Source organism: Nakamurella alba (assembly GCF_009707545.1).
Classification (GTDB): domain Bacteria; phylum Actinomycetota; class Actinomycetes; order Mycobacteriales; family Nakamurellaceae; genus Nakamurella; species Nakamurella alba.
The window spans coordinates 1-17,709 of sequence record NZ_WLYK01000008.1; the positions used below are offsets into that span (position 1 = coordinate 1).

Annotated in this window: 13 protein-coding genes and 1 pseudogene; 7 read left to right on the forward strand and 7 right to left on the reverse strand. The window is 71.5% G+C overall.

The features are described from left to right. Together GIS00_RS26980 and GIS00_RS17845 are read left to right on the forward strand one after the other, a co-directional pair. Positions 1-413 (forward strand): HNH endonuclease signature motif containing protein (locus GIS00_RS26980; protein ID WP_196073342.1); only part of this gene is annotated, 413 nt, incomplete at its 5' end. 799 nt (positions 414-1,212) lie between these two features. After that, positions 1,213-2,577 carry a uracil-xanthine permease family protein gene (locus GIS00_RS17845; RefSeq protein ID WP_154769831.1) on the forward strand — a complete coding sequence of 455 codons (1,365 nt, stop codon included), beginning with the start codon at positions 1,213-1,215 and terminating at the stop codon, positions 2,575-2,577. A 458-nt stretch (positions 2,578-3,035) separates the two neighbouring features. Here GIS00_RS17845 and GIS00_RS17850 read toward each other — a convergent pair whose 3' ends face one another. Further along, positions 3,036-4,886 (reverse strand): Na+/H+ antiporter, encoded by a 1,851-nt coding sequence (locus GIS00_RS17850; RefSeq protein WP_154769832.1) that lies wholly within the window; start codon positions 4,884-4,886, stop codon positions 3,036-3,038. A gap of 305 nt (positions 4,887-5,191) precedes the next feature. On the opposite strand from GIS00_RS17850, the gene GIS00_RS17855 reads away from it, so the two are divergent. Then, positions 5,192-6,448 carry a right-handed parallel beta-helix repeat-containing protein gene (locus GIS00_RS17855; RefSeq protein WP_154769833.1) on the forward strand — a complete coding sequence of 419 codons (1,257 nt, stop codon included), beginning with the start codon at positions 5,192-5,194 and terminating at the stop codon, positions 6,446-6,448. Positions 6,449-6,962: 514 nt separating this feature from the next. Here GIS00_RS17855 and GIS00_RS17860 read toward each other — a convergent pair. The 4 genes from GIS00_RS17860 to GIS00_RS17875 form a co-directional block, all read right to left on the reverse strand. After that, entirely contained in the window at positions 6,963-8,033 is a 1,071-nt protein-coding gene (locus GIS00_RS17860; RefSeq protein WP_154769834.1) for an isopenicillin N synthase family dioxygenase, read from the reverse strand. A gap of 265 nt (positions 8,034-8,298) precedes the next feature. Beyond that, the gene (locus GIS00_RS17865; protein ID WP_322098088.1) at positions 8,299-9,318 is read right to left on the reverse strand and encodes an NAD(P)/FAD-dependent oxidoreductase; all 1,020 of its coding nucleotides are present in this window, start codon (positions 9,316-9,318) and stop codon (positions 8,299-8,301) included. Continuing rightward, complete coding sequence (locus GIS00_RS17870) at positions 9,315-9,848, reverse strand: isoprenylcysteine carboxyl methyltransferase family protein (RefSeq protein WP_154770185.1); 534 nt, start codon at positions 9,846-9,848, stop codon at positions 9,315-9,317. Before GIS00_RS17870 ends, GIS00_RS17865 begins: the two co-directional genes overlap by 4 nt. A gap of 82 nt (positions 9,849-9,930) precedes the next feature. Next, positions 9,931-11,007, reverse strand: coding sequence for a type III polyketide synthase (locus GIS00_RS17875; RefSeq protein WP_154769835.1), 1,077 nt, complete (start codon positions 11,005-11,007; stop codon positions 9,931-9,933). Between the two features lie 69 nt (positions 11,008-11,076). Here GIS00_RS17875 and GIS00_RS17880 point away from each other — a divergent pair, with 69 nt between their 5' ends. Further along, positions 11,077-11,907 (forward strand): UbiA family prenyltransferase, encoded by an 831-nt coding sequence (locus tag GIS00_RS17880; RefSeq protein WP_322098090.1) that lies wholly within the window; start codon positions 11,077-11,079, stop codon positions 11,905-11,907. A gap of 74 nt (positions 11,908-11,981) precedes the next feature. Here GIS00_RS17880 and GIS00_RS17885 read toward each other — a convergent pair whose 3' ends face one another. Next, complete coding sequence (locus GIS00_RS17885; protein WP_154769836.1) at positions 11,982-12,971, reverse strand: hypothetical protein; 990 nt, start codon at positions 12,969-12,971, stop codon at positions 11,982-11,984. Positions 12,972-12,984: 13 nt separating this feature from the next. On the opposite strand from GIS00_RS17885, the gene GIS00_RS17890 reads away from it, so the two are divergent. After that, positions 12,985-13,503, forward strand: a complete 519-nt coding sequence (locus GIS00_RS17890) for a peptidoglycan-binding domain-containing protein (RefSeq protein WP_154769837.1) — start codon at positions 12,985-12,987, stop codon at positions 13,501-13,503. A 696-nt stretch (positions 13,504-14,199) separates the two neighbouring features. Here the strand turns inward: GIS00_RS17890 and pdxY are convergent. Beyond that, positions 14,200-14,754: pseudogene (gene pdxY, locus GIS00_RS29410) on the reverse strand (pyridoxal kinase); the annotation flags it as partial. Between the two features lie 191 nt (positions 14,755-14,945). On the opposite strand from pdxY, the gene deoC reads away from it, so the two are divergent. Both deoC and GIS00_RS17905 read left to right on the forward strand, forming a co-directional pair. Then, complete coding sequence (gene deoC / locus GIS00_RS17900) at positions 14,946-15,791, forward strand: deoxyribose-phosphate aldolase (protein WP_230313794.1); 846 nt, start codon at positions 14,946-14,948, stop codon at positions 15,789-15,791. A gap of 851 nt (positions 15,792-16,642) precedes the next feature. Then, entirely contained in the window at positions 16,643-17,686 is a 1,044-nt protein-coding gene (locus GIS00_RS17905) for a sugar ABC transporter substrate-binding protein (RefSeq protein ID WP_407666889.1), read from the forward strand. Positions 17,687-17,709: the final 23 nt, after the last annotated feature.

Consider the following 17,709-nt stretch of genomic DNA (forward strand, 5'->3'; position numbering starts at 1 on the left):
CCGAAACCCGCAGGCTGCTGTGCGACACCAAAGTCATCCCCGCCGTGCTGGACGCCCTCGGGGTGGTGCTGGACGTCGGCCGCGCCCGCCGCACCGTCCCCAAAGCCCTGCGCGGAGCACTCATCCTCCGCGACCGCGGGTGCGCGTTCCCCGGCTGCGACCGACCCCCCGCCTGGTGCGACGCCCACCACATCCAGTTCTGGGCCCGCGACCTCGGCGTCACCAGCCTGGACAACGGCGTCCTGCTCTGCGGACACCACCACCGCCTCATCCACCAACAAGACTGGACCATCCAGCTCAACCCCGAAGACCGGCTCCCCGAATTCATCCCACCCCCCTGGCTCGACCCCGGACAACGACCACGACGCAACACCCACCACCCACCCCACCACCCCGCCGCCAGCAGCGGCTGACAGTCGCACCACGCCAACACATCCCGGACACCGAGCAGCCATTCCCGACGCCCCCAGGAGCAGATCGACACCACCGGACCACCCGAGACCGCCGGGACACCACGCACAGCACTACCCCGACCGGAGAGCCCGGCCGGGGTGGTTCTGCTGCATGCAGAGCGCAGAGCGCAGAGCGCAGAGCGCAGAGCGCAGAGTGGCGTGGGCCAGCTGGTGCGCCTTCGCGATCGGATCGGCGCCGGCAGGAATCGACCCGGTTGACCTGGCAGAGCGCAGAGCGCAGAGCGCAGACCGCAGACCGCAGACCGCAGAGCGCAGACCGCAGACCGCAAGCCGCAGGGCGATCTGCTGCACCGATCCCAACGCTGGTGCAGCGCAGTGGCTACAGGTCACGCGGATCGAGAAGTCCGGGATACCCGTGTCGGTCCAAGACGTCAGTGTCAGTCCCAGATACCACTGTCGGTCCCAGATACCACTGTCAGTCCCAGATACCACTGTCAGTCGGCGCGTCTGCTGATCTACTGCACGACCCACCAGATCCCATCGGGATTCGACGGGTGAACCTTCCCGACGTTGTCGGTGTCATCGCCCTCACGGGGCGGACGCGAGCCGCGGTCACGGTCGAAACCGGCGACCGATCCAGTACCCACGCCGTCCCGGGTCGGGCTCCGTCGATCTCCGGTACTGGTACCACCCCGCGGCCGGCGGGAGCCGCCCGGGCGTGCCGGTGACGGGTCGGACCGGGCCCAGGCGCTAGCGTGTCGCTGCGGTCATCGTCGACCGCACTGCACAGGAGGTCGTCATGGCGTTCCGCTGGAAGGTCGTCCACTCGCCCGGTCCCGGCCAGGTGGTGAAGCCCGGGGAGCGGCTGAGCTGGCCGTTGACGATCGGCATCGGCGCGCAGCACGTCGTCGCGATGTTCGGTGCCACCTTCGTCTTCCCGCTCATCATGGGCCTGGACGCGAACCTCGCGATCATGTTCTCCGGCATCTGCACGATCCTGTTCCTGCTCGTGGTGTCCGGTCGGGTGCCGTCCTACCTCGGCACCTCCGCGTCCTTCGTCGCGGCCGCGGCAGCGATCACGGCGGGCGGCGGCGACCCGGGTGCGATCACCGGTGCGATCCTGGTGGCCGGCGTGGTGCTCGCACTCGTCGGCGTGCTGATCCACTTCGTCGGTGCGGGGGTGCTGAGAAAGGTTCTGCCGCCGGTGGTCTCAGGTGCTGTCGTGATGCTGATCGGCTTCAACCTGGCCCCGGTGGTGGCGGGGACCTACTGGCCGCAGGACCAGGGCGTGGCGCTGGTGACGATGCTGTTCACGATCATCGCTGCAGTCGCCTTCCGCGGTTTCTGGAGCCGGGTCGCGGTGTTCCTCGCGCTCATCTTCGGGTACGTGCTGTCCTGGGTGCTGGACCGGGTGGCCGGCCCCATCACCGCACCGGACGGTGCCGGCGTGGTCAGCACGCACGACCGGGTCAACTGGAGCGGGGTCGCGGACGCCGACTGGTTCGGTTTCCCGCCCACCCACGCGCCCAGCTTCCACCTGAACTTCATCCTGCTCGCGCTACCCGGGGTCATTGCACTGATCGCCGAGAACACCGGCCACGTCAGGGCTGTCGCCGAGATGACCGGCGAGGACCTGGACCCGTACATGGGCCGGGCGATCGGCGCGGACGGTCTGGGCACGGCGTTGGCCTCGGCCTTCGGCGGGTCTCCGACCACGACCTACGCCGAGAACATCGGCGTCATGGCCGCCACCCGGGTGTACTCGACGGCCGCCTACTACGTGGCCGCGGTGGTGGCGATCCTGCTCGGCCTGGTCCCGAAGTTCGGAGCGGTCGTGAATGCCACCCCGGGCGGCGTGCTCGGCGGGATCACTGTGGTGCTCTACGGCATGATCGGGCTGCTGGGTGCCAAGATCTGGCGGGAGAACGGCGTCGACTTCGGCAATCCCGTCAACCTGGTACCGATCTCCGCCGGCCTGATCGCCGGGATCGGCGGTGTCACCATGAGTTTCGGGTCGAGTTTCTCCCTGTCCGGGATCGCCCTCGGCTCGATCGTGGCGATCGCCGGCTACCACATCGCCCGCGCGCTCGCCCCTGCCGACCTGCGCGAACCGCCGGTCCCGCCGGCGGAGCCCACGCCGCAGCAGCGCCTGCGGAAGCGCTGACGGAGCGGTCGCCGGGCAACGCACAGGCGTTGCGAGCGACCGGATCCGGCCACAAGTGGAGTTCCATCGCGAGGACCGGCACCACCGGCCGGCGGGTGCCCGCGTGCCCGGGGCCACCTCCGGCCCGGAGTTCCGTGCCCCGCATGACGACTGTGCGGTGTCCCGGTGTGCGGGGACCCGCCGCGGCGGTCGTTTCCACTGTGTGACCGGTGGAGTTCCGTGTCCCGGATGATGACTGTGCGGTGTCCCGGTGCGCGGGGACCCGACACGGTGGTCGGTTCCACTGCGCGGCCGGTGGTTCCTCGGGGTTGGACCTGGCCTGTCCGGATTCCGTGCCCCCGGATGACGACGTTGCGGCGTCCGGTTCTCGTCACGCCTCCCCGCCCAGCTCCTCCGGCGTGGAGTCCCGGTGCTCAGCTCGGGTTCTTCTCTCCCGGCAGTACCCCGAGACCCACTGATCAGCCGAGGATCTCGTCCACATAGCACCAGCGCCAGGACTCGCCGGGCTCGAAACTGCGCATCACCGGATGGCCGGACTCGTGGAAGTGGCGTTCGGCGTGCCGGCCCGTCGAGGAGTCGCAACAGCCGATGTTCCCGCACTCCAGACACATCCGCAGGTGCACGGTGACGGTGCCCTCGCGGACGCAGTCCGGGCAGCCCTCCGGCGTCTTCGGGACCGCGCAGTCGACCGCGGCGGTGAGATGTTCGCAGTCCCCGGCGGCCGGCTCCGGGGTGGTCAGCTCGGTCGCGTCACCGGCGATCCGCTCCTCGTAGACGGTCATGATCGACTCCTCGACGTCCAGCGTCGCCAGCACCGTGGAGAGGATCTCCTGGTCGACCTGTGCCTCGTCGCGGATCCGCAGCACCTCGGCGCGTTCGGCGGCGAGCATCGCCAGCCGGAGCCGCCGGTACTGCGCGGACGGCGGTTCGGACTCGGACCCGCCGAGGCGCTCCCACAGCCGGTTCGGGCGCGACAGCGCGAGGTCGCAGAGCCGGCGGATCACCTCGTCGCTGTCCTCGGGGCGCCGGACGTTCTCCAGCTCCTTCACCCCGGCGGCCACGGCCGCCTGCATCACCGAGGCCTGCTGCAGCACGTCCTCCCGGCGGTCGGGCCCGCGGACGTGCAGGGAACGGGCCAGTGCGGGCAGGGTCAGCCCCTGCACCAGCAGGGTGCCCGCGGTGACGACGAACGCACCGAGCACCAGCGTCGGCCGGTGCGGGGTGTTCTCCGGCAACAGGAACGCCGCTGCGATGGTGACCACGCCACGCATACCGGCCCAGGACACGATGGTCAGCTGCTTCCACGAGGACGTGCCCAACCCGGTGAACCGACGGGGCAGCAGGTAGCCGAGCAGGAACACCCAGACCGGCCGGACCACCATCGCCGCGACCAGTGCCACCACGCAGAACAGCACCGTGGTGCCGGCGCTCAGGTCGTCCTCCGCCACCGCCTCCAGGATCGACCGCAGCTGCATGCCGAGCAGGAGGAACACGGTGTTCTCCAGGATGAACTGGATCGTGTTCCAGTTGATCCGCTCGGACAACCGGGACTGCGCATCCTGGATCACCGGCGCCTTGTGCCCGAGGATCAGCCCGGCGATCACCACCGCGATGACCCCGGAGGCCTCGACCTCCTCCGCGGGGATGTAGGCGAGGAACGGGGCCATGAAGGACAGCGAGGTGTCGCTGACGGTGTCGGTGAGTCGCTTGCGCAGCAGCGAGATCAGGAACGCCACGGCCAACCCGATGACGGCGCCGCCGCCCGCCGCCCGCAGGAAGTCGAGTCCGACGGACCCGACGGTCACCGTTCCGGCCATCGCCAGTCCGGCGGTGCGCAGGGCCACCAGCGCGGTCGCGTCGTTGAGCAGCGACTCACCTTCCAGCACCGTGACCACCTGGCGGGGCAGCCCGATCCGCCGGGCCACCGCGGTGGCCGCGACCGCGTCCGGAGGCGCGATGACCGCCCCGAAGGCCAGCGCGGCGGCCAGCGGGACCGGCAGCAACCAGGCGGTCAGCACGCCGACGCAGACCATGGTGAACAGCACCAGGCCGACCGCGAGCAGCCCGATGGTGCGCAGGTTCGCGCGGATGTCGATCAGCGAGGTGCGGATGGCCGCTGCGTAGAGCAGCGGCGGCAGGAACCCGAGCAGCACCAGCTCCGGGGTCAGCTCCACCGACGGGCCGATGTAGGACAGACCGATGCCGACGACCACCAGCACCAGCGGTGCCGGTAACCGGAGCCGACGGCACAGCGCGGTGACCGCCAACACCGTGGCGGCGACCTCGAGGATGATGATCGCGGAGTGCATGCGGGCATTCTGCGGTCGTGCGCTCCCGGGCGGAACGGTCAGGCGTGTGATTCAGCGTGTAGCAGAGCCGGGCGCGGTCGTCGGGGCGTGCCGGCTCCGCGGTCGGACGTACGAGGACTCGTATGCCGAGTGGGCCCGATCGGCGGCGCGTCGGAGGTGTCCAGCAGGTCGGAGGTGTCCATCGGGTCAGCTTGACCGGCGGGTCGGACGAGGACGGCCGGTCGGGTGTGAACGGCGGGCTGTCGGTCGAGGACCGTCGGTCGGGTGTGAACGGTCGTCGGGTGTGAACGGCGGGAGGAGTCGGGATGCGGTGGAGGTCGGCGGTGGTGACCGCTGTGCTGGTGGGGGTGGCGATGGTGGTCTCGGCCGGGTGCTCGGGAGGGTCCGACCGTAGCGACCGAACGGAGCGGGCCGACCGCACGGAGCGGACTGCCCAGGACCGCACCACGCCGCCGGGCACGGCCGGACCGGTGACCACCGGGGACCCGCAGGGCACTGACAACACCACCGACAACACCACCGACACGAAAGGCGCAGCAGACACCGACAGGGCGGAGTCGGAGGATGCGGACGAGGGGGAGTCGGCGACGGCGGTCCCGGTCACCAACGGCAACGAGGTGCGGGTGAGCGACGCGGCGTCACTGACAGCAGCGCTCGCCGCGGTGCGACCGGGGATGACGATCGTGCTGGCGGACGGCCTCTACGACGGGAAGTCCGTGCGGGACGGGAATCCCGACGAGCCGGGCCGGTTCGTCGCCGCGGTGGCCGCGACGGCGGAGCAGCCGATCACCCTGCGTGGCGGGCGCGGTGCGGTGCTCGACGGCGGTGGCCCCGGCGGTGGGTACGGGCTGCACCTGGTCGGCGCCGACCACTGGCGGCTGGAGGGCTTCACCGTGTCGTCGGCCTCCAAGGGCATCGTGCTGGACAGGTCGAACTTCGTCACCATCGACGGTGTGCGTGTCACCGACATCGGCGCCGAGGCAGTGCATTTCCGGTCGTTCTCGTCCGACAACATCCTGCGGAACTCCGACATCGACCACACCGGTCGGCGGTCCGAGCAGTACGGGGAGGGCGTCTACATCGGTTCGGCGAAGTCCAACTGGGAGAAGCACTCCGGCGGCGAGCCGGACCGCAGCGACCGGAACCAGGTGCTGGACAACAGGATCAGCGCGACCACGGCGGAGAGCATCGACATCAAGGAGGGCAGCACCGGCGGGGTGATCCGCGGCAACACCTTCGACGGGTCGGAGATCGCCGGCAAGAACTCCGCCGACTCGTGGATCGACGTCAAGGGCAACGAGTACCTGATCGAGGGCAACACCGGCATCGCGACGCTGGAGGACGGCTTCCAGGTGCACGTCCAGCTGGAGGGTTGGGGGGAGCGGAACGTGTTCCGCGGCAACGTGTTGCAGGTCGATGCGCCGGGCGTCGGCATCTGGTTGCAGAACACCGCCACCGACCCGGCCAAGGGCAACGTCATCGGCTGCGACAACCAGGTGACGGGTGCCGCCGCCGGGAACTGGGCGACCAACCACTACCAGCCGCTGGACTGCCAGGGCTGAGGCCGGTCGCCGGGCGACCGATCATGACCCGTGACAGCCGGGCTGGGGCCGGTCGCCAGGCGACCAACCATGAACAGCCGCTGGACTGCCCGGGCTGAGTTCGGTCGCCGGGCGACCGAGCATGACCCGTGACAGCCAGGCTGGGGCCGGTCGCCAGGCGACGAACCATGAACAGCCGCTGGACTGCCCGGGCTGGGGCCGGTCGCCGGTCGACCGATCATGACCGGTGACAGCCAGGCTGGGGCCGGTCGCCAGGCGACGAACCATGAACAGCCGCTGGACTGCCCGGGCTGGGGCCGGTCGCCAGGCGACCAACCATCAACAGCCGCTGGACTGCCCGGGCTGGGGCCGGTCACCGGTCGACCGAGCATGACCCGTGACAGCCACGCTGTGCCGGTCAGCGGGCGACCAACTATGAACACCCGCTGGTGTGCCCGGCCTGGCCGTGCCTACCGGGGCTGGGGCCGGACCGCTGGACCGGCGCAGCGGCGCGACCGACCCGCCGCAGGGCGGCTCAGGGCGTCCGGGCCGACAGCACCCGGGCGGACTCGCGCTCGGCGAGGGTGTTCCGGCGGCCGGAGCGGGATCCGGAGAGCTTGGCCTCGATGTGCTCGCCGACGGTGATCGGCGGGTAGAACTCGCCCTCCTCACCGATGCAGCCGGGCAGCGTGGAGATGACCGCGTCGATGTTCCCGTCGTGGAAGAACGCCGCCGACCGGCGCCGCCGGATGGTGCCGTCGACGATCGGCGGCTTCACCCGGTGCAGGGTCGACAGGTAGTTCTCGTTGGTCCAGCGGGCGGTGATGTCGCCCAGGTTCACCAGCAGTGCCCCGTCGGCCGGCGACACGTCGTGCCAGGTCCCGCCGGTGTCCAGCACTTGCAGTCCGGCCACCTGGTCGGCCCACAGCACGGTGACGATGCCGTAGTCGGTGTGCTCGCCCATGCCGATTAGGTCGCCGTCCAGGTCGACGGTGCCGGGAGGCAGTGCGTAGTTGTTCATTCGCAGCACGTCCAGCGAGTGGTCGGTGGCCCCGGCGAACAGCTCCGGGTCGACGCCCAGCGCATCGGCGAGCATCCGGGTCAGCACCCTGGCGACCCGGCCGGCCTGCAGGAACCAGCCGGAGACACCGGCCCGGAAGGCGGTCGCGTCGAAGCCGGGAGCGTCGGTGGGCCAGACGTTCTCGGCGTAGGCCTGCTCCGGCAGCCCGGACACGTGCGGGTAGTCTGCGACCCCGGCGCCCACGTTGAAGGCCTCGAAGAAGTCGTTCATCCGGGATGCCGACTCGACGCCCAGCGACAGGCTGAGCGACTCCGACTTGGGTGCGCTGTAGCCGCGGTTGATCTCCGGCGGGGTGGTGAAGGACTTCTTGACCTCGAGGTCCTGGCCGAAGAAGGCGTCCATCGCGGCCGTGAGGCCGGCGATCGCCTCGTCGGGCACGCCGTGACCGATGATCTGCACGAAACCGACGCCGCGGCAGGCACTGTCCAGCGCTCGGGCGGCCGCGGCGCGGTCGGCGGGATCGCCGTCGGGCTCCACCCAGGGGGTGATGTCGACGACCGGCACGGTGAACGGACTGGTGGTCATCACGCCAGTATGCGCGCCGGGTGTTGCCGCCGGGTGACGGTGTCGGCCGGCCGCTGCGGTGCTGCCGGAGGGTTGCTGGCTGTGCGTCCCGACGGCGGCAGGGCTCCGCGGAAGTACCGCAAGAGGAGGCCGGTACCCGCCGGGGCGGTCGGACGTCGGTGCGCATGAGGACGAGCGGCCGGACTTCCATCCCGCACGTCCTACGAACAGCGACCGACCGATCACCGCGCATCGGCCGGCTCTGTGGTCGGCGCAGCGGCCGGGCTCAGAGTGCGCGGACCACGCCGGTGAACACGTCGGGCAGCCAGGACGCCGCGGGGACGATCGCCCGGCGCGCGGGGGAGCGGGACACCGCGAGCAGTCCTGCGGTCAGCGCTCGCGACGCGAGAGTGACCCGCCGCCAGTCGTTCTCGTACTGCTGCGGGCGGTCCCGCGCAATCGCGGCGACGGCGGCCCGCGCGGTGCGGAGTCCGACCGCCAGGCCCTCGCCGGTCAGCGCGTCGACGTACCCGGCCGCATCACCGACCAGCAGCACCCGGCCGTGGACCCGTCGCACCGTCCGCCGCCGCAACGGCCCGGCACCCCGGACCGGCCCCGCCTCGGCCACCAGATCTCCGAGATGCTCTCGCAGCAGCGGGAAGTCGCGCAGGTGGTCGGTCAACCGGCCGGGACGATCGGTGAGCACGGCGATGCCGACGAGATCCGGCGCCACCGGGGTGACATAGGCCTCGGACCCTGCCGCCCAGTGCACCTCGACCAGATCCGTCCACGGCGCGACCGGGACATGGGTGCGCAGTCCCCACCGCCGCGAGCCGGGTGCCCGGCGAACCAGACCGAGCTCGCGGGTCACGCCGGAGTGCAGCCCGTCGGCGGCGATCAGGTACTTGGCGGTCAGATCACCGACGGCCACACCCTCCCGCAGTTCACGGACGCCCGAGGCGGACACCGGATGGACCGGGATGCCGACATCGGCCACCGCCGCGGCCAGCGCGGCATGCAGGGTGGTGCGCCGCACTCCGCGGCCAGGGGCTCCGCGGAAGCGGGCGGTGACCCTGCGGTGGCCGTCCAGGTAGGCGACCCCGCGGAATGACCGGCCGGCCGGGTCCACCCCGAGTTCCGCGAGATCGGCGACGGCGCCGGGCATCAGGCCCTCGCCGCAGGCCTTGTCGATCGGCCCGGTGCGGGGCTCCAGCACCTCGACCGCCAGTCCGGCGCGGTGCGCGTACAGCGCCGTGGCCAGCCCGATCGGACCGCCGCCCGCCACCAGCAGGTCGGGCCCGCTCACACCAGCGTGCCCGGCGGGTAGGCGGCCCGCAGCGCCGCGTTCTCGGTGCGGATCCGGACGATGAGCAGGCCGGCGTTGCAGACGGTGAAGACGGTGGCGGTGACCCACGCGTTGTAGACCAGCGGCAGTGCCGCGCCTTCGGCCACTACCGCGACGTAATTGGGATGACGCAGGTACCGGTACGGCCCGCGCCGGATCGGCGGCAACCCGGGGATGACGACCACGGTGGTCGTCCACCGCTTGCCGAGAGTGCCGATGCACCACCAGCGCAGCGCCTGGGACAGCACCACCACGGCGAACATGCTCCAGCCCAGCGCCGGCTCGAACGGCCGCATCGCCAGATCGGCCTCCAGCACACAACCGACCAGCAGGCCGACGTGCAGCACCACCATCACCGGGTAGTGGCCGGCGCCGTACTCCACCCCGCCGCGGTCGGCGATCCAGCGCAGGTGCCGTTTCGACACCACCAGTTCCACGATCCGCTCCAGGGCGACCAGCGCCACCAGCCAGACGTAGACGTGCAGGGCCATCACCGCCACCACCGCAGCCACACATCGACCTGCAGCGCCATCACCGGCACCACCACAACCACACCCCGACGTGCAGGGCCCATCACGGGAGCCACCGCAAAAGCACCAGTTCCGAGCAGAAGCCGGGACCCATCGCCATCAGCAGCCCGGTCGTCCCGGGGTCGGGCGGATCGCCGGTCAGCACGCCTTCGAGCACGTGCAACACCGAGACCGACGACATGTTCCCGACCTCGGCCAGCGACCGCCAGGTCGGGGCCAGAGCCTCGGGTGGCAGGTCCAACTCCTCCTCGATCGCCCGGATCACCTTGGGGCCTCCGGGATGCGAGATCCACCGGCCGATGTCACGCACCTTCAGGTGGTGCCGGTCGAGCAGGGTCCGGACATCGGCGCCGAGGTAGGCGCGGACCAGATCGGCGACGTCGGCGCCCAGCACGATCTTCAGGCCGTCGCCGCCGACGTCCCAGCCCATGGTGCGCAGGCTGTCCGGGTAGAGGTGGCTCGCGGTGTCCTCCACGGTCGGCCCGCGGCCGGCCAGTGGATGCTCCGTGCCGACCAGCACCACCGCCGCAGCCCCGTCGCCGAACAGTCCGCTGGCCACCAGGTTCGCCATCGATGCGTCGGCGCGCTGCACCGTCAGCGAGCACAGCTCGACAGCGACCAGCAGCGCCACCCCGTCCGGCCGGCCGAGCAGGTGGTCGTGGATCCGGGCGATGCCGGCGGCCCCGGCGACGCAGCCGAGCCCGAACAGCGGCAGTCGTTTCACGTCCGGCCGCAGCCCGATCCGACCGGCCAGCCGGGCGTCCAGCGACGGCGCGGCCACTCCGGTGACCGTGGTGCACAGGATCAGGTCGACATCGGCGGCGGTCAGGCCGGCCTGTTCCAGAGCATCGGCCACCGCTCGTGCGGCCAGTTCCTCGGCCGCGGTCAGCCACGCCGCGTTGGCGGCGGTGAAGCCGTCCAGCGCGGGGTAGTCCTCGATCGGCAGCGCCAGGTGCCGGAACCCGACCCCGGCATTGCCGTGGATGCGACGCAACACCGCCCCCGGGCCGGTGGCAGCGTTCCCCGCACCCAGCACCAGCTCCGCGAACGCCTCGGTGACCTGCTGCTGCGGATAACGGTGGTCGGGCAACGCGGTGCGCGCGGCCACCAGGCTGGTCATGCCCCAACACTACGAGCGCCCGCCCGGGTGCGCCCCTGACCGGCCGGTCCGCCCGCCTACCCTGACCCGGTGGTGGTCGATCGGCAGGGCTCGCCGGTGCGCGGTCTGCTGCTGTCCTGTCATCCGCTGCCGACCGTCGGTGTCACCGCCGTCACCGCAGGTCTGGGCCTGTCGGCCGGGCTCGGCCCGGGACGGATCGTGCTGCTCACCGCCGCGGTGTTCACCGGGCAGCTGTCGATCGGCTGGAGCAACGACCGGCTGGACGCCGCCCGGGACCGGGCCGTCGGCCGCGCCGACAAGCCGGCCGCCCGCGGTGCCGTGCCGCTGCCGGTGGTCACCACGGCCGCCGCCCTGGCGCTGGTCGCGACGGTCGGACTGTCGGTGCCGCTCGGTGCGGGCGGCGCCGCGGCCCTGGTGCTGGTCGCGTCCGGCTGGGCCTACAACCTGGGGCTGAAGGCCACCGCACTCTCGTTCCTGCCCTACCTGACCGGCTTCGGGTTCCTGCCGGCGGCGGCCACCCTGTCCGCGACGCCGCCCTACTGGCCGGGGTGGTGGGCAATGACCGCCGGCGCGCTGCTCGGCCTGGCCGCGCATCTGGCCAACGTGCTGCCGGACCTGCGGGACGACGCGGCCACGGGGGTCCGTGGTCTGCCGCACCGGTGGGGGATGCGGGTGACGGCGATCGGCGTGCCGGTGGTGCTCGCCGCGGCCGGCGCGGTGCTGGTGGTCGGGGGCGGTGCGAGCGGCCCGGTGCGGCTGGTCGGCGGGGTGGCGATCGCCGTCGCGGTGGGCGCGGTGGCGGTCGCCGGGTTCCGGAACCCGGAGGGCCGGGCACTGTTCGTCGGGACCCTCGTCGTAGCGGCGCTCGACCTGGCGCTCTTCGCGCTCGGGGCGCCGTGACGGTGCGGTCGTGACGCCGGTGGCGCGAGTTGGGACGCCCACGACCGCGGGTCGTGATGCCCGCGACCTCCCGGTCATGACTCCCGCGGCGCGGGTCGGGATACCGCTCGTGCGGAGCGGCGAACGGGCATCCCACACCCCGGTCCGACAGACTGGGCCTGCGCCTTGCGACCGGCACGGCTGACGACGGACACCACCACCAGCACCACCAGCACCATCGGCACCAAGGATCGGTACGAGCACGAGCAGCACCCGAGCGGAACGGAGAACGGTGTGACGGACGATGCGGCGCGGACCTGCCCGCAGTGCGGGGCGCCGGCCACCAGCCGGTTCTGCGGCCAGTGCGGCACCGAGATCCCGGTGGTCCCGTCCGTCCCGGAGTCGGGCGGTCTGGATGCTCTGTTCACGCACCGGGAGCCCGCCGCCGGTGATGTGACGGCACCGATCCCGGTGGTTCCTGTCGACACCGATCCGGATGCACCCACCGACACGATGTCGCCGGTCCGCGACCGGGAGGTGCCGGTTGCGGCCGCCCCGCGAGGCGCCGATCCCCGGGAACCGGCACCGGCCGCACTGGTGCTGCCCGCCTCGCCGCCGGTGTCCCGGGCCTCCAGCAGGAAAAAGGCCGCCTGGGCGGTCGCGGGTGTGGCCTCGGCGACGGTGATCGTCCTGCTGATCGCACTGTTCATCGCGCCCTCCTGGTCCGGCGGGGACGACCAGGCGGACAACGACGCCACCCCGTCCACCGCGGCGCCGCCCAGCTCGGGCGTGTCCTCGACCTCGTCCTCGGCCGCACCCACCACCGCGAGCGCCCAGACGACGGTGTCGGTCAGCAACCCGGGCGTCCCGGCCTCGCCGAGCGCGCCGGTCACCACCGTCACCACCAGCACGACGGTGACCAGCGCGTCGCCGGGCAGCACCCCGCCGAGCAGCGCCCCGTCGAGCCCGCCGAGCAGCGCGCCCTCCAGCCCGCCGAGCAGCGCGCCCTCCAGCCCGCCGACGAGTGCCACGCCGACCACGCCCGCCTCGCCGTACGGGGTGCCCGTGCAGCAGATCGAGTGCACCCGTGGATTTGTCGTGCAGCTGGCCTCGGAGCTCGACGCCGAGACCTTCAAGCAGCGGGTGGCGGCGCTGAAGAAGGCCAACCAGGTGCCGGCCGATGCGAAGGCCGCGGACACCAAGGACTCCTGCGACATCTTCACCAACCAGACGAACACGCTGGTGCTGTGGAGCGGCCCGTTCGCCCAGCCCTACGACGGGTGCGCCGCCCGGCTGGCCGGCCCCGCCGACGCGTTCATCAAGGGCGCCAACGCCGCCGATGCCCAGCGGTACGTGTCCTGCCTGTGCCCGGCGACGGTGTCGGACCTGCCCTCGCTCGGCACCATCGGCGCGCAGAACGTCTGGGTCGGTGAGCTCCAGCGGGTGCTCGGCAATCGGCTGAACATCTCCATCTCCGACCTGTCCGGCAACTGGGGGACCTTCACCGAGGGCACCAGCGCGGCGGTCAAGCGGTTCCAGACCGAACAGAAGATCCCCGCGCACGGCAAGGTGGACGCCCGCACCTGGGCGGCGCTGCAGTCCGCACAGGGCTGCTGAGCTGCCGGCGGCCACAGGATCTGGTCGACCGGCGGCCGCCGCTGCTGTGGCACATTCCGGCCGGTGCGGTGACGAGCCGGCGCTGCTGCTGTGACACGGGCAGGCCTGTCGCAGTCGGCGCTGTGGTCGCCGATCGGTCGCGGCTGCTCGGCGCACTGTGTGGCGGTCCTACCGCCGGCTTGTGGCGTGCGCTCAGCGCAGCCGCTCGGCCGGGAACTCGCAGGCCGGGTCGGCGATCGCGCCCTGGGCATCGATCAACCGGATCTCCCGGCTGCCCTGGCGGGCCGTCTCGTCCAGGATCGCGAACACCGAGGAGGCCACCCGCTCCAGCGCGACCCGGATCCCGTCCGGCAGGTGCGCCAGGAACAGCGCCGCGGTGACGTCACCGGCCCCGTTCACCGACAAGGGCAGCAGCGGGGTGCGCACCAGGAAGGCGCCGGTGTCGTCCACGGCGAGCATGCCGATGCCCGACGGGACGGTATCCGTTGCAGCATCGGACTTATCGGCACCGGGCTTGTCGGCATCGGACTTATCGGCACCGGGCTTGTCGGAATCGGACCTGTCGGCATCGGACCTGTTGGTCTCGAACCCATCGGTGTCGAACCCGCCGGTGTCGGGCCCGGTGCCCGACACGACAACCGGCACCGCACCGGACACGACACCCGGCACCGCACCCGGCGCAATGGCCGCCAGTTCGACCGAGGTGACCAGCACCGTGCGGGGCCCGGTCGCCCGGACCCGGTCGACCGCGTCGAGCAGCGCCGGCACGGTGGTCAGCTCCTCCGGTGTCGTCCCGGCCAGGAACGCCAGCTCGAAGACATTGGGTGTGATCACGTCGGCCACCGGCACCACCCGGTCCCGGATCAGCTCCGGCAGGCCGGGCAGCACGAACATCCCTCGGCCGACGTCGCCCATCACCGGGTCGCAGCAGTAGACCGCCGCCGGATTCGCGGCCCGGACGCGGGCCACGGTGGACAGGATCACCTCGGCGACACCGGGGGAGCCCTGGTAACCGGTCAGCACCGCGTCGACCCGGTCCAACGCGCCCCGATCGGCGATGCCGTCGATCACCTCGCCGACCACCTCCGGCGCGAACACCGGCCCACGCCATTCCCCGTATCCGGTGTGGTTGGAGAAGTGCACGGTGAGCACCGGCCACACCTCGTGCCCGAGACGCTGCAACGGGAACGTCGCCGCGCTGTTGCCGACGTGGCCGTAGGCGACCGAGGACTGGATGGACAGGATCCGCATGACCGAGCAGCGTAGGCGGGACCACCCGCGGCCGACGCGATGGGGTGAAACCGGTGGACCTCAGGTGATCCCGGGCCGCCGGCGGGCACCAGAGGCTGATCAGGGGCTCGCCGCACAGGCGGCGGCAGGCCCGACCGGCGGGTAACCTCCGGTGCAGTTCGACCGGCGACGTGGGCGGGAGACGCGGGAACATGACCAGTCCGATCGTTCCGATCGTGCCGGCGAACGTCGGGCGCTTGCTGCGCCAGGGCGGTCCCGCGGACGACTTCGTCCGGAACCGCCAGGAAGTGGGACCAGTGCTGGACACCGATGTGCACCCCGCGCACGCCCCCGAGACGCACCCTGCGCTGCTGCTGCCCCCGGCGCAGCTGGCGGGGCGCATCCAGCACGCGCTGATCGGCGAGGCGATCACCGAGAAACAGGTGCGCACCCACGTCGCGGAGACGCTCGAGCACGGCTTCGACGCCGCCTTCGTCCCGGCGTCCTGGGTGTGGGCCGCCCGGGACGAGATGGGCAGCACCGCAGGGCGTATCGGGGCCTTCATCGACTACCCGTACGGTGCCGGCACCACCGCCGGCCGGTCCGCGGAGGCGCGTGCGCTGGTCGATGCGGGGGTCGACGAGATCGACGCGACCGTCAACATCGGGTACCTGCTCTCCAGCCGCACCGCCGAGTTCGCCGCCGACATCAAGGCCCTCGTCGAGGCGGCCTCGCCGATCGGCGTCAAGGTGATGCTCGAACTGCCGCTGCTCACCAAGGTGCAGCGTGAACGGGCCGTGCAGGCGGCGGTGGACGCCGGGGTCGCCTTCGTGGAGAACGCCTCCCGCGGCGCGGTCGGTATCGCCGATCCGGCCACCATCAGCTACCTGCGCCGCTCCGTCCCGCCGTCGGTCGGCGTGAAGGCCACCGGCGGCATCAAGACGGTGGAACAGGTGCGGGCCGTACTGGTGGCGGGTGCCGATCTGGTGGGCAGCACCGCCGGCGTCTCCATCGTCACCGGCGCCGGCCGCGCGCCGGGCAGCCTGTACTCGTACTGACCGGCCCGATACTCGTACTGATCGGCCCGGTACTCGTAGTGATCAGCCGGGTACCCGTACCGATCAGCCGGGCCCGGGCAGCCTGCAGTCGTACTGACAGGCCGGGTATTCCTGTCCGTCGGCCGGGCCGCAGGTGGCGGGTTCCGGAACTTCCCCCACGTCGATCCCACATGTGCGCAGTCGGTTCCGCGCACCGACCGACAGCCCCGGCCGGTTCCGCTGCTCCGTCCGGGTGCATCAGCGCTCCACGCAACAGGCGCGTCCTGCACGCAACGGCTTTAGTAGAGCCACTGATCGAATGGACGTCGCTGTCCCACTTGACACCCCGTGTCCGCGTCCCTAGTTTGTACAACCACTGACCTTAAGCGTGACGCCAGTCACGCGGTAGGCCGACGAGGGCCGGAAGTGCCGACCCCCGTGCACTGGACAAGGACGACGATGTCATTGATCCCGGCTCCGGACGCCGTCCGTCATCGGCGACGCCCGGCTCCACGTCAGCTGACCTCTCCCGCTCCTGTTGTGTTCGTCCGACCCTCTCCGGCCCGTGCGGCCGGCGCGGGCGGCTGAGCGCCGGCGTTCCCCGCTTCCGCCCCTACTCCCTGCACCCCGCGCCGACGCGGCGTGCCCGGAGTCGGCCCGGATGCACCCCCGACACCCCGCCGTCCGGCCCGGGTGTCCGCTTCGAGAGAGGAAAATGTATGCGGCTCAGGACTTCTGCCGCGATCGGCCTGATGCTGGCCGGTTCGCTGGTGCTCGCTGCGTGTGGCAGCGACTCCACCACGGGGGGCTCGACGACGAGCTCCGCCGCGGCCACCAGTGCGCCGCCGGCGACCAGCGAGGCCACATCGGAGATGACCTCCGCGACCAGCGAGGCCACGTCCGAGGAGAGCAGCACCGGCGGGGAGTCCACCGGTGGGACCGTGGACGGCAAGATCGGCGTGATCCTGCCCGACACCAAGTCCTCGGCCCGGTGGGAGGCGGCCGACCGCCCCGCGCTGGAGGCGGCCTTCAAGGCGGCCGGCGTCGAGTACGACATCCAGAACGCCAACGGCGACAAGGCCGCGATGCAGACCATCGCCGACCAGATGATCACCTCCGGGGTGACCGTGCTGGCGATCGTCAACCTGGACAACGAGTCCGGTGCGGCGCTGGAGAAGAAGGCCGCTGACCAGGGTGTGAAGACCCTGGACTACGACCGGCTCACCCTGGGTGGTTCGGCCGAGGCCTACGTCTCCTTCGACAACACCAAGGTCGGCGAGCTGCAGGGCCAGGGTCTGGCCGACTGCCTCGGCGAGGGTGACAAGAACATCGTCTACCTGAACGGCTCGCCCACCGATTCCAACGCAACGGCTTTCGCGGCCGGTGCGCACTCGGTGCTCGACAAGATCACCAGCTACAAGGTTGTCGCTGAGCAGGCCGTTCCGGACTGGGACAACCAGCAGGCCGCAACGATCTTCGAGCAGATGTTCACCGAGCAGGGCGGCGCCATCGACGGCGTGCTGGCCGCCAACGACGGCCTGGGCAACGCGGCGATCTCGATCCTGAAGAAGAACAGCGTGACCGACGTGCCGGTCACCGGTCAGGACGCCACCGTGCAGGGTCTGCAGAACATCCTCGACGGCACCCAGTGCATGACGGTCTACAAGTCCGCCAAGAAGGAGGCGGCCGCGCTGGCCGCCGCCGCGATCGCGCTGGTCAAGGGTGAGGCCCCGGCCACCACCGGCACCGTCAAGGACACCACCTCGGGCAAGGACGTCCCGGCGGTCCTGGAGGATCCGCTGGCCGTGACCAAGGACAACATCAAGGATGTCGTCGCCGACGGCGGCGTCGCCTTCGCGGACCTGTGCACGGCCGACTACGCGGCCAAGTGCACCGAGGCCGGCATCACCGGTTGATCCGCCTGCCGGTGGCCCGGGTG

Bases quoted from the DNA above. Each gene is read 5' to 3' on its own strand.
- GIS00_RS17845 (WP_154769831.1), top strand. From the start codon at position 1,213: ATGGCGTTCCGCTGGAAGGTCGTCCACTCGCCCGGTCCCGGCCAGGTG.
- GIS00_RS17850 (WP_154769832.1), bottom strand. From the start codon at position 4,886: ATGCACTCCGCGATCATCATCCTCGAGGTCGCCGCCACGGTGTTGGCG.
- GIS00_RS17855 (WP_154769833.1), top strand. From the start codon at position 5,192: ATGCGGTGGAGGTCGGCGGTGGTGACCGCTGTGCTGGTGGGGGTGGCG.
- GIS00_RS17860 (WP_154769834.1), bottom strand. From the start codon at position 8,033: ATGACCACCAGTCCGTTCACCGTGCCGGTCGTCGACATCACCCCCTGG.
- GIS00_RS17870 (WP_154770185.1), bottom strand. From the start codon at position 9,848: ATGGCCCTGCACGTCTACGTCTGGCTGGTGGCGCTGGTCGCCCTGGAG.
- GIS00_RS17875 (WP_154769835.1), bottom strand. From the start codon at position 11,007: ATGACCAGCCTGGTGGCCGCGCGCACCGCGTTGCCCGACCACCGTTAT.
- deoC (WP_230313794.1), top strand. From the start codon at position 14,946: ATGACCAGTCCGATCGTTCCGATCGTGCCGGCGAACGTCGGGCGCTTG.
- GIS00_RS17905 (WP_407666889.1), top strand. From the start codon at position 16,643: ATGACCTCCGCGACCAGCGAGGCCACGTCCGAGGAGAGCAGCACCGGC.